The sequence below is a fragment of the Microcoleus sp. A006_D1 genome (assembly GCF_036702805.1).
GTDB lineage: Bacteria > Cyanobacteriota > Cyanobacteriia > Cyanobacteriales > Microcoleaceae > Microcoleus.
The window spans coordinates 50,833-62,673 of the sequence record NZ_JAUBVZ010000009.1; the positions used below are offsets into that span (position 1 = coordinate 50,833).

Here is an 11,841-nt window from a genome sequence, read left to right on the forward strand (position 1 = left end):
TGAGTTCATAAAAGTCATAAGCCTCAACTCATAAAAGTCATAAGCCTCAACTCATAAAAGTCATAAAGTGTTTGAAATTTATGGAAATTTGTCAAATTAAGGCAACAGTAGTCGTAGAGTATGTTGCCCTAAAAAATCCCTAACTTGCATATCGACAATTTAACACCGACGCATCTTATGAACCGTATTGTGCTATAAGCTTTTCGACTCTTTTGGGAATCATCGATAGCGACACTACAAATAATGTTGCAACAATTATGAAAATTGGTATTAAATGTGGGACAGCTTTTGACAAAACAGTTGATTACCGCAAACCCGCATCAATCTCCGTCAAAATCCCCTCAGCATCCGCGCACAAAGCAGCGTGACAGCAACCATTACTCGCCAATAATCCCCCCCACTGACTAACATCTCCCCGGTTGTATTGCAAAGCAGAACCGTCAAAACGAGTAAATCGGCCGCCCGCTTCCGTCAAAATCAATTCCGGCGCAGCCAAATCCCAATCCTTCGGCGCAGACTTGGCGGAAAGCGCAATATAAACATCAGCTTTTTGTTCGACAATCGTCGCAATCTTGCAGCCGATGCTGCCGACAGCCAGTTGATTTTGGCAGGGAAATTTGTGCAATAATCGATTTAGGCGATCGTCCCGGTGACTACGACTTGTTACTATAGATAAATCTGCCACTATATTGCGCGCAGAAACCTGCAATTTCACCGCAGAACCCCCGCGACTTTCCCCAAAAGCCCCTGCATCGCGGATGGCATAATAAATCTTTTGCTGTTCCGGCCAAGCCACAACTGCTAATACGGGTTTTCCCTCGAACGCTAAAGCAATGTGAACCGCAAATTCCCCGGTTTTGTCAATAAAATCGCGCGTTCCATCCAAAGGGTCAATAATCCAAACCCAAGATTGAGGTAAAGGAATTTGACCGCAACTTTCTAAATAAGATTTGTAAGTTTCTTCGCTGAGATAGCCAAATTCTGCATTCCCTAAAACTGATTGCAGTTTGTCTAGGATGTAAGAATTGGCTGCTACATCGGCGGCGGTAACTGGGCCGTCTTTTTTTTCTTGAATGTCCAGGCTTGGAGTATTGCAATCAGGGCGATAATAGGATTGCAAAATATCTGCGGCACCCCAAGCTGCGGCCTGGGCAATTTCGCTTAATTCTTCGAGATTTTTCATGTTTGTCGATTTAAGTAGGGTGCGTCAGATTGCATCTACTTCATAATAATCGAAAAACCCCAAGTGACGCACCCTACGAATGAGTGATTAACTGCCAACTGCCAACTGCCAACTGACAACTGCCAACTGACAACTGCCAACTGCCAACTGCCAACTGTCAACTGTCAACTGTCAACTACCAATTAATATGAGGATATTTCCATTCATAATAATTGGGAAACACAAAATTAGTAAACGACACCGAAATACTCACTTCCAGCGATTTTACGTGATGCCACCAACCCACAGGAATAAATATAACTTCTCCCGGTTCCAAAATCACCTCAATGATTTTCGCATCTCTGTAAAGCGGATATTTGTCATAGTCGGGATTCTCGCCGTCAACCTTGCTGAAAACTCCGACGTGATTGTAAAGTAGAGGTGTTTGCTGCGGACAAATCAACTTAATCAGTTTGCGTCCCGATACCTGTGCTAAAACTAAATTAACTGGGTCGTGATGCAGCGGCGTAATTGTACCTTTCGGGCCAAACCAAAAGAAAACTCTGCCTTTTGTATCGTCGGGATTGAGATATTCGGGAAAAATTTCAAAGTCGTTAAATAAGGGTTTAAATTCTTCTCTTTCCAAAGTTTGGTTGTTAGCAACCATGTAGCAGTCGTTGCTGGGGCCGCCGTTGACGACCATATCTATATACTCGCGGAACTGAACGGTTTTTTTGTGGTTGTGTACCTTAATTTCGTAATCCGGGTCTGAGTTGCGGTTGGCTTGAATTTCTACCGCTGCATCGCCGTATTTTTGCTGCAAATACTCCGGCGTCCACAACTGCAATGCTTTCCAGTTGTGCATGATGTTGGTAATAATTACCGGAGTATTTTTGGCGTAGTAATTCTCTAAAAAATACTCTCGGGAAAGGCTGCTTTTGCGTTCGATTGTGCCAAACTTGGAAGAAAGGGCTGCTAATTGATTGTTGATGCTGAGTTGCGATTCCAGTTTTTGCAGTAACTGCACGTATTGACTGCCTGCTTGGAAGTAAGGATGAGATGATATGGCCGTAACTTCTGCGGTTGCTGTTTCGGCATCAACACCTGTATTTATTAAGCCTTGAATGATGTCTGCATCTGGTAGATTTAATAATTTATTGGCCGCCACCCACTGTTTCAGGTTGTCGGGGACTTGTGGTTTGCTGGGCGCTGCTGCGAGTAGATTGGGCAAGTTTTGCGTCAGCCATTCTAGGTTAACTTGCTGTTCTTCGGTTAGGGTAATCCGCAAGGGGGGAAGTGTGATGGTTAGGGGTTGGGTTTCAGGCATGATTCGAGTGTTTTGTTTTAGGGTAGTTTGGTTTTGCTTGCAGGTGTTTGACTAATATAGCAATCTTGTTTGGTTTGTGAATGAGTTTTTTTGCGAACCGCGAAAATGAACAGGCGAGACGCCTGTTCCACGGGCGCTAAGGAAGAGAGAGAGGGTTGCTATGACTATTTTAGCTTAACAAGTGTTGGCTGTTAGAGTTTTCTGGGTGCGATCGCTTTTGTCCGGATATTTGTGTTAATTTAAAGTTAAGGTTGAAGATTTTTTATCCATTGGCGGGTTCCGAAATATTTGCAGGAATCGGAAGCTACTTTAGCCGCGGCGGCTAGGGCGTTCGTAAAGTTTTCTTGTAAAATGTAGTGGCAGAATGCACCGTGAAAGATGTCGCCTGCGCCTAATGTGTCTGCGGCTTGAATTTGAGGTACTTCTAAATTACCAAAACTGCCATTGCTGAGGTATTGAATTGGTTTTTCGCCACGAGTGATGGCAATGTTGGGAATTCCGGCTGCTGAGAGATAAGCAAAGATTTGTTGGGAATTATCGCATTCGGGCGGATGAAAGTTATCCGAACACACGGCCCATTTAACGAATGGCAATATTTCCTCTAATCCGGGTTTCCAACTGCCGCCATCTAAAACAATTGGGATGTTTTTGGATTTGGCGAATTGAGCAATTTCTAGGCTGGCTGGGATTTGGTGTCCGTCAAACAGTATGATATTAACTGATGTAAAAATATCGGGATTAATTGCTTGGCTGTCAACCTGGGATTTAGTAGCATTAATCGAGATTACTGCCCGATCGCCCGTTTGTTCAGTTACAATAATCGAAGAGACTGGCGGAGAGTGCGATCGCCCTGGTTGCAAATCGATTATCCTGACATCATACTCCGCTAAGTCTGCACGAATCAATTGGGCGATCGCGTGAGTGCCCAAAACCCCCGCCAACACCGCCACATTCCCCAAAGCGCTAAAAGCCACCGCAGCATTTGTCGCCGGCCCGCCCGCAGGAATGGTACAATCAGCAGCAACAACCTTCTGATTTTCACCCGGAGGCTTCTCGGCCAAATAAATTAAATCTAAAGTTGCCAATCCCAAAAACAATCCAGTCTTCATATCTGCGTGAATCCGCGTTCATCTGCGGTTAAAAACTCCAAATTATCAAAATGCAGCCAAATCCCAATACAGGAACACTTTACATTGTCGGAACGCCGATCGGCAATCTCGAAGACATGACATATCGCGCCATCCGAATTTTGCAAGCAGCAGACTTCATCGCAGCCGAAGACACGCGCCACACAGGCAAACTTTTACACCACTTTCAAATCAAAACGCCCCAAATCAGCTATCACGAACATAATCAACAGCAGCGACTCCCCGAATTAATCGACAAACTGCTGTTAGGAAAAAGTATCGCCCTCGTAACCGATGCTGGAATGCCGGGAATTTCTGACCCCGGATACGAATTAGTCAAAGCCTGCGCCGATGCTAACATTAACATTATTCCGATTCCCGGCCCCAGCGCCTGCATAGTCGGGATAAGTGCATCGGGATTACCTACAGACAGATTTGTATTTGAAGGATTTTTACCCGTCAAAGGTCAAGAACGCCAGCGGAGTTTAGAAAATTTGCAAATAGAATCCCGCACTATTATCTTATACGAATCTCCGCACCGATTGCGGCAAACTTTACAAGATTTAGCAATTACTTTGGGAACCGACAGACAGATTGTGCTAGCGAGGGAATTGACAAAAATGCACGAAGAGTTTTGGCGTGGTAGTATCAAAAGTGCGATCGAACTTTACACCAGCCGCGAACCCCAAGGAGAATTTACCCTAGTAATTGGCGGCCTGCAAACAGACGCACCAATTTTCTCAGAAGACGCCATCAAAGCAGAATTGCAAACATTAATAGCAGAAGGCATAAGCCGTTCCCAAGCCAGCCGCCAACTAGCGCAACAAACATCCCTCCCCCGCCGCCAAATCTACCAACTCGCCCTCACAATAGGCGACGGCGAATCACCCGAACAACCCGCTTGATGACTTGTGAATAACTCTCTCTTCTCCTCCTCTGCGCCCTCTGCGCCCTCTGCGGTTAAATAAATAAAAAAAGCTAAATAATCACACTAATAATTCTATGGTACGCGGAAACTACGATCGACAAAAACCCTACTTACGCAACCCCCACATCAACAAACCAATCGCCGAAATCTATGCAGACTTAGACGCATTTAGCTGGGAGATATTTGAAGACCAACCCCACCGCTTCGATACCGTCAGTTTCTACGTCTTGCTTCCCCCGCTGTTTTACGAAGGAAAATTCATCAAAGGGATTTACTTCAGCGAAGGAGTCGAACTGATAAACAAACTATTTCCCCAACTTTCTTCAGTATTTTTCTCCTTCACCTATTCCCCCGGAACGTCCTATTCCTGGGCACCGGTAGCCGACGCTTACTCCAGTTTATACAAAAACCCGCAGCGAGATAAGTGGTTTCGTGAGACTTATGTCGATCGCGCCAACAAACCAATCATACCACTGCAAGACACAGACTTCATCAACGAATACTTAATTTCCCCTCGCAACGTCCCCGCCAAAGACATCGACTTACTCGCCGTCGCCCGCATTTCCGAAGAAAAGAACTTGCCGATAATTGCCAAAGCCTTAAAAATTTACAGCCAAAAATATCCGCAGAAACCAATCAAATTAACAGTTGTCAGCGGCCACGACTTTGATGTTAATAACCTAAATACTCTCGACGAACTCGCCTTAAAAGAATGGCACCAAGTAGAGCAAATTTTAGGCAATCCCTCCGACTACATCAACTTACTGCCGCGAGTTGACTACTACCAAGAAATTTCCAACTATTATTCGCGGGCGCAAGCCTTCGTCCTCGGTTCTCTTCTCGAAGGCAAAAATCGCGGAATTACCGAAGCAATGAGTTGCAACGTACCAGTAATTTGTTTTGAAGAATTTAACCAATATTCCAGAGGAAACTCGCCTGTTTTCCCCGAAGGTGCGGGACTTTATGCCAAATTCGACCCGGAATCCTTAGCCGATACGATTCATACAGTCTTGGAAAATAAAACCGAATTTAAGCCACGATATCAGTATTTAAAGCATTGCGGCCGCAAAAACTTTTTTAACACTTGTATAGACAGTTTTCCTTACTATCAGCATAACATTCCCGACTACAAACCGGGAGCAGCATTTAAGAATTTGTGGCTGGATTTGGCAGTTCAGCAAAATTATCAAGTTAGTTTGGATAGTTTTTTGTACGGAGGCTCTCCCCTGTCTCATATTCGCGGCATAAATACGATTCAGCAAAATCTCGGTGAGTTGACAAAGTTTATAGGATAATTGGCAGGTTTGTAGTACGGACTTTAGTCCCAATCCAAGAAGGACTAAAGTCCTCACTACAAACCTGAATCCAAGAAGGACTAAAGTCCTCACTACAAACTTGTTTGTATTACGGACTTTAGTCCGAAAAAGCAGGACTAAAGTCCTCACTACAAACTTATTTGTATTACGGGTGATTGACTGGCCCCGATATAAATGCAATCTGATGCACCCTACCTCAGATGTAATGATCGATACTAAAATATAAAATATAAAATATACAATAATATGATGATGTCATTCAACAGGAGAAACACACAATGCAGGACTTAAAAGTTGTCATCATCGGTGCAGGAATTGGTGGCTTAACTGCGGGCATTGCGCTGCAACAAGCAGGATATGAAGTTGAAATATACGATCGCGTAAAAGAACTGCGTCCAGCAGGCGCTGGCATTTCCCTGTGGTCAAACGGGGTCAAAGTTCTCAACCGCTTGGGTTTAGGCGAAAACATGGCGAAAATTGGCGGCAAAATGGATCGCATGGAATACCGCACCAAAACCGGTCAACTGCTAAATGACATCGATTTAATGCCGCTAATTCAACAAGTCGGTCAGCGTCCTTATCCGGTGGCGCGCCGCGATTTACAACAAATGTTATTAGCAGCTTTTAAGGGAGAAGTCAAGCTCGATCGCAAATGTGTCGCCGTAGAAGAAGACGCAACCGGAGTAACTGCAACCTTTGAAAACGGAGACAAAGCGCGGGGCGATTTGTTGGTGGCGGCGGATGGTGTGCGCTCAATTTTGCGAACCTATGTACTGGGCCACGAAGTACAGCCGAAATACGGCGGTTATATTAACTGGAATGGACTTGTGCCTGCCGATGAAGCACTAGCGCCGAAAGACACTTGGGCGATTTATGTCGGCGACTACAAGCGGGCTTCATTAATGCCCGTCGCGGGCGATCGCTTTTACTTTTTCTTAGATGTTCCCTTACCGACAGGAACTCCTGCCAATCCCGACAATTACAAAGCCGAACTTAAAGAACATTTTAAAGGTTGGGCCGAACCAGTGCAATTGCTGATCGAAACTTTCGATCCCGCCACAGTCGCCCGGCCCGAAATTCACGACGTAGGGCCGATCGACTCCTACGTTCGCGGTAGAGTTGCTTTGCTAGGAGATTCCGCCCACGCTACCTGCCCAGATTTGGGCCAGGGAGGCTGTCAGGCTATGGAAGATGGGCTGGTACTCAGCAACTACCTTTCGACTACGAATTTGGGGGTAGAATACGCCCTCAAACGCTACGAAACTGAGCGCAAGCAGCGGGCGAATGCAGTTGTAGAAAAAGCGCGGGAGCGTGCCGAAGAAATTCACGGTAAAGATCCGCAGGTGACGGATAAATGGTACGAACAACTGGCTCAGGAAAAGCCAACCAATGTGACTGATTCAATAGCAAAAGTCATCATGGCAGGCCCGTTACACTAGCACAATCTAACGCAAAAGTCAATCAACAATCAGCATTTAACCTTACAATAATGTCAGGCAAACTTACTACCCACGTTCTCGATACAGCCCGTGGCTGTCCGGCGGCAAATATGTCGATCGCCCTGCAATCAATTGACCCCAACTCCGGCGCCAAAACCCTGCTAAAAACTGTAACAACCAATGCTGACGGCCGTACCGCTGCTCCGTTACTATCAGAAAGCGACCTCAAACCCGGAGTTTACGAATTAGTCTTTGCTGTTGGCGAATACTTCGCGCAGTCCGCCGAAAATTTGCCAGATCCGCCTTTTTTAAACAGCGTTCCAATTCAATTTGGCATCGCCGATCCAAGCTTACACTATCACGTACCGCTGTTAGTTTCGCCTTGGTCTTACAGCACCTATCGCGGTAGTTGAATAATATACTCGGCGGTTGAAACCGCGTCTACACAAACGAAGTCCGCCTGCGCGGACTAAAGAATAATAGAGGTAAGGTGCGCCCATAAGCATCATACATAATTAGTCAATTCTGGTTGGGAAAAACCATGTTAGTCACCAAACAACCTGTTTTCAAACGCTTCTGGTATCCCGTTATTCCCATTGCAGAATTGGGTGGCGAACCCAAACCTTTTGTATTATTAGGTCAGCCGATCGCACTTTGGCTCGATTCCGAAGGCAAACCCGCAGCAGTAGAAGACCGCTGCTGTCACCGTACTGCTAAACTTTCCCTGGGAAAAGTTGTCAACGGCAACATTTCCTGTGCTTACCACGGCTGGACATTCAACTCGTCAGGAACTTGTGTCCGCGTTCCCCAACAGCCAAACGGCGCAATTTCTCCTAACTACAAAGTCAAATCTTATCAGACGTGCGATCGCTACGGATACGTTTGGGTTTGTTTGGGCGAACCAATCGCCGACATTCCCGATATTCCCGAAGCAGCAGACCCCAACTACCGCCAAATTCACGAATTTTACGAACCTTGGAATTGTGCGGGATTGCGAGTGATGGAAAATGAATTAGATATGGCTCATCCTACTTTTGTACATACCACAACTTTCGGCAGCGAAGAGCATCTCACGCCGGATGTGATGGAGTTTACAGAAACAGAATGGGAACTGCATTATCGGAGCGTTTTGGGTGTCACCAATCCCGCACAACAACAGCAAAACTTAAAAATAGAGCAACAGGAAACCGTGCGGACGATCGATGGAGTTTGGTTTATGCCGTTTACCGTCAAACTGCGGATTGCTTACCCGAACGGACTCGTTCACATCATCGTCAATACCATGACTCCGATTGACGATTCGACTTCTCAAATGGTGCAGTTTTGTCTCCGCAACGATACCGAAGATCAGGCAAAAGCCAGCGATATTATTGCCTTCGATCGCGCTGTTACTTTAGAGGATAAGCGGATTTTAGAAACAACCGATTGGGACGTGCCGCTCGACATCGCCCAAGAGCAACATATGCTGACAGATAAGCCGGGAATCATCATCCGCCGCAAGATTGCTGCATTCCTAAAAGCCCACGGCGAAGTCGAACAAACTAAAGTCAGTTGACAGTTGACAGTTTGTAGATGTAGGGTGCGTCGCCCTGGAAAATTCCCCGAAAACATCGACAATCTCACAGCGACGCACCACGCGAATACTGTTGTCTGAGTTTTAAGAATTGGCACAATTAATTTAATTAGCAATGCAATACTCTCTAGTTGAGCTCAACCAAATGAGCCAGGAGGCATTTACAGAGGCTTTGGGCGCGATTTTTGAAGATACGCCCGCCGTCGCCCGCAGCACTTGGGACGATCGCCCTTTTGCCAACATAGCCGACTTACACGCCAAAATGGTAACAGTCGTCAATTCCACAACTCAGGAAGAAAAATTAGCTTTAATTCAAGCACACCCAGACTTGGGAAGCAAAGCAAAAATGGCGGAAGCATCGGTTAACGAACAAGCCGGTGCAGGTTTGGATCGGCTTTCTCTTGCAGAATTCGATCGCTTTCAATTCCTCAACCGAGAATATCGCCAAAAGTTTAGTTTCCCCTTCATTGTGGCGGTGAAAAACCACACAAAAACCAGCATTCTCGAAGCATTTGAGCGCCGCCTCGACAATTCCCTGGAAGCAGAAATGCAGCAGGCTTTAGCAGAAATCTATGAGATTGCGCGGTTTCGCCTGGAGTCAACCATTGGGAAAGACGACTGAAGTTCTCACTACAAACCTTCTTTCTTGAGTCCGCGAAGGCGGACATCGTTTGTGTAGACGCGGTTTCAACCGCCGAGTCCCTTAATTCCCCAGTCCGCGAAGGCGGACATCGTTTGTGTAGACGCGGTTTCAACCGCCGAGTCCCTTAATTCCCCAGTCCGCGAAGGCGGACATCGTTTGTGTAGACGCGGTTTCAACCGCCGAGTCCCCATCCGGACATCGTTTGTATAGACGCGGTTTCAACCGCCGAGTCAGCTAACCCAAATGAGATATCACCCGATCGGGTGATACGTTCCGCCAAAAATGTTGTAGAATGGTATCATAAGGCACAGAAAAAGATTCGGACATACCCCAGCTAAGCGGTGCTGATGCCGGGGAGCGTGGTGACAGGTTTCGATGTGTCTCCCAGAAACACAAAAATCTCGGAGGCAAGTTTATGAACTTCTTCAATCGTCAAGCAACCAAAAAATCCCCCGCGCCGACACCGGTAACAGACATCCAACCGGTTCAGCACGAAGAACCTTTAGGCCATATGCACGGTAATTTCCGCCACTGGGTTTGGTTGAAGCCATCCAATCACCGCGCCCAGTAAATCAGGTATTTCTCCGCCGCAGCAAACAAGCCGTAAAGCACGGTTCCCATCACTGCTAAAACCATCAATCCTGCAAAACCTAAAGGCACGTCGAAATTAGAACTCGCGGTGACAATTAAGTAGCCGAGGCCTTTGTTGGATGCTACTGTTTCCGAAATTACAGCGCCAACAAAAGCCAGGGAAATTGCGACTTTTAGGGATGCAAAGACGTAGGGTAAGGTGTGAGGGAACCCGACTTTTTGGAAAATTTCGATTTGGGATGCACCTAGCGATCGCATTACATCTTTCATCTCTGGTTCCACTGTATCTAATCCCAAAGCTACGTTAACTGCGATCGGGAAAAATGCCAGCAAAAAAGCAGTCAAAATTGCCGGCACTGTACCAATCCCAAACCACAGCGCAAACAGTGGCACTAACGCGACTTTCGGTACAGTATTAAACCCAACTAATAGTGGGTAAAGAACTATATAGGCAATTCGCGAATATCCGATCAGAAACCCCAGCACTACCCCTGCTACAATTGCGAGGATGAAACCCGCTAGAGTTGTAAACAGAGTTTGTCCGCTGTTTTCGATCAGCGCCTGACTTTGGTTGAAACTTGCCGCGATTATCGCTGAAGGTGCGGGCAAGTTGTACGGGGGAATCTTGAACAAAAATACCAGAATTTCCCACAACACGAACAGCAAAATTGTGGCAGCAAGTGGCATCACAATGTTGGCTGTTTTTGACTGAGAAAATCTCTCTAAATTATCCATTGTTTTCTCAAAATCCTGTTCAAATATTTTAGTTTTGGACGCATTCGCCCCCCAAGAAACCGGGTTTTTTAGAGATTGAGGGTTTTCAGCACGTATGCGGGTTAAAAACCCGGTTTCTGACCCCCGTGCATCTGTGACTAGACAATCAATTGCGCTGAATATGGCGGCGCAACTCTGCAACAATGTGGTTGAATTCATCCGACAGAATCATATCTACAGTGACAGGACGTGGCAGGTTGACTTTGACTTTATACACGATCGAACTCGGCCGCGGGCCCATCACATAAACCGTATCTGACAAAAATACAGCCTCACGCAAATCGTGAGTGATCAGGATGCAAACGCACTTCACTCGCATCCACAAATCTTGCAGCATCACCCACATTTCCTCGCGGGTGAAAGCATCTAACGCGCCAAAAGGTTCATCTAGCAGCAGTATTTCCGGTTGGTGAATTAACCCGCGACACAGGGAAGCTCTTTGTCGCATTCCTCCCGACAATTGCCACGGAAACTGTTTCTGAAAGTCTTGCAGTCCGACGGTAGTTAGTAATTCTTGGGCTTGGCGCACAAACATCTCGCGCCGCTTCGGATCTTTAGATTCCCGCTTGTAAGGCTGCACTACTTCCAGCGGCAAAAGTACGTTGTCGAGGGTATTTCGCCAAGGCAAAAGCACGGGATTCTGAAAGGCAATTCCGACATTTTTTAGGGGTTTGGTAATCTTTTTTTCCCGCATCCGTATTTCGCCGAGCGGTGCCGGAGCCAGCCCGGAAACCATTCTTAAAATAGATGTTTTACCGCAGCCGCTCGGGCCCACAAATGACACAAATTCTCCTTGGGCGATCGACAGTGAAATCTCGTCTATAATCCGTCTGGGTTGACCATCAACTTGGTACTCTAAACCCACGCGATCGAATTCCAAAAGTACGGGTTCTTTGGTTTCGATCGCCTCTGTTGACATTGTATGCTGTACCATAATTAGTCTATCTCCTTTCTTGAGCAA

Annotated in this window: 12 protein-coding genes; 7 read left to right on the plus strand and 5 right to left on the minus strand. The window is 46.3% G+C overall.

The window, feature by feature from the left end; genetic code table 11:
• Positions 1 to 304 precede the first annotated feature (304 nt).
• From QUB68_RS17430 to QUB68_RS17440, 3 genes are all read right to left on the minus strand, one after another.
• Positions 305 to 1,183 carry a 3'(2'),5'-bisphosphate nucleotidase CysQ family protein gene (locus tag QUB68_RS17430; protein WP_332994778.1) on the minus strand — a complete coding sequence of 293 codons (879 nt, stop codon included), beginning with the start codon at positions 1,181 to 1,183 and terminating at the stop codon, positions 305 to 307.
• 175 nt (positions 1,184 to 1,358) lie between these two features.
• Positions 1,359 to 2,489, minus strand: coding sequence for a cupin-like domain-containing protein (locus QUB68_RS17435; protein ID WP_332994780.1), 1,131 nt, complete (start codon positions 2,487 to 2,489; stop codon positions 1,359 to 1,361).
• Positions 2,490 to 2,734: 245 nt separating this feature from the next.
• Positions 2,735 to 3,598, minus strand: coding sequence for a PfkB family carbohydrate kinase (locus tag QUB68_RS17440; protein ID WP_332994782.1), 864 nt, complete (start codon positions 3,596 to 3,598; stop codon positions 2,735 to 2,737).
• Positions 3,599 to 3,648: 50 nt separating this feature from the next.
• Here QUB68_RS17440 and rsmI point away from each other — a divergent pair, with 50 nt between their 5' ends.
• The 7 genes from rsmI to QUB68_RS17475 all read left to right on the plus strand — a co-directional run bounded on the left by rsmI (position 3,649) and on the right by QUB68_RS17475 (position 10,086).
• A complete protein-coding gene (gene rsmI / locus QUB68_RS17445) occupies positions 3,649 to 4,521 on the plus strand; it encodes a 16S rRNA (cytidine(1402)-2'-O)-methyltransferase (RefSeq protein ID WP_332994785.1) in 873 nt (290 codons plus the stop codon).
• Positions 4,522 to 4,618: 97 nt separating this feature from the next.
• Positions 4,619 to 5,839 carry a glycosyltransferase gene (locus tag QUB68_RS17450; RefSeq protein WP_332994788.1) on the plus strand — a complete coding sequence of 407 codons (1,221 nt, stop codon included), beginning with the start codon at positions 4,619 to 4,621 and terminating at the stop codon, positions 5,837 to 5,839.
• A gap of 299 nt (positions 5,840 to 6,138) precedes the next feature.
• Positions 6,139 to 7,299, plus strand: coding sequence for an FAD-dependent urate hydroxylase HpxO (hpxO, locus tag QUB68_RS17455; RefSeq protein ID WP_332994790.1), 1,161 nt, complete (start codon positions 6,139 to 6,141; stop codon positions 7,297 to 7,299).
• A 50-nt stretch (positions 7,300 to 7,349) separates the two neighbouring features.
• Positions 7,350 to 7,712 (plus strand): hydroxyisourate hydrolase, encoded by a 363-nt coding sequence (uraH, locus tag QUB68_RS17460; protein WP_332994792.1) that lies wholly within the window; start codon positions 7,350 to 7,352, stop codon positions 7,710 to 7,712.
• Positions 7,713 to 7,840: 128 nt separating this feature from the next.
• Entirely contained in the window at positions 7,841 to 8,854 is a 1,014-nt protein-coding gene (locus QUB68_RS17465) for an aromatic ring-hydroxylating dioxygenase subunit alpha (protein WP_332994794.1), read from the plus strand.
• Between the two features lie 133 nt (positions 8,855 to 8,987).
• The gene (gene uraD / locus QUB68_RS17470; RefSeq protein WP_332994795.1) at positions 8,988 to 9,494 is read left to right on the plus strand and encodes a 2-oxo-4-hydroxy-4-carboxy-5-ureidoimidazoline decarboxylase; all 507 of its coding nucleotides are present in this window, start codon (positions 8,988 to 8,990) and stop codon (positions 9,492 to 9,494) included.
• A 436-nt stretch (positions 9,495 to 9,930) separates the two neighbouring features.
• Entirely contained in the window at positions 9,931 to 10,086 is a 156-nt protein-coding gene (locus QUB68_RS17475; RefSeq protein ID WP_332994797.1) for a hypothetical protein, read from the plus strand.
• Here QUB68_RS17475 and QUB68_RS17480 read toward each other — a convergent pair.
• Both QUB68_RS17480 and QUB68_RS17485 read right to left on the minus strand, forming a co-directional pair.
• Positions 10,071 to 10,841 carry an ABC transporter permease gene (locus QUB68_RS17480; RefSeq protein WP_332994799.1) on the minus strand — a complete coding sequence of 257 codons (771 nt, stop codon included), beginning with the start codon at positions 10,839 to 10,841 and terminating at the stop codon, positions 10,071 to 10,073. The genes QUB68_RS17475 and QUB68_RS17480 overlap by 16 nt on opposite strands.
• A gap of 145 nt (positions 10,842 to 10,986) precedes the next feature.
• Positions 10,987 to 11,814: an ABC transporter ATP-binding protein gene (locus QUB68_RS17485; protein ID WP_332994802.1), complete on the minus strand. Its 828-nt coding sequence runs from the start codon at positions 11,812 to 11,814 to the stop codon at positions 10,987 to 10,989.
• Positions 11,815 to 11,841: the final 27 nt, after the last annotated feature.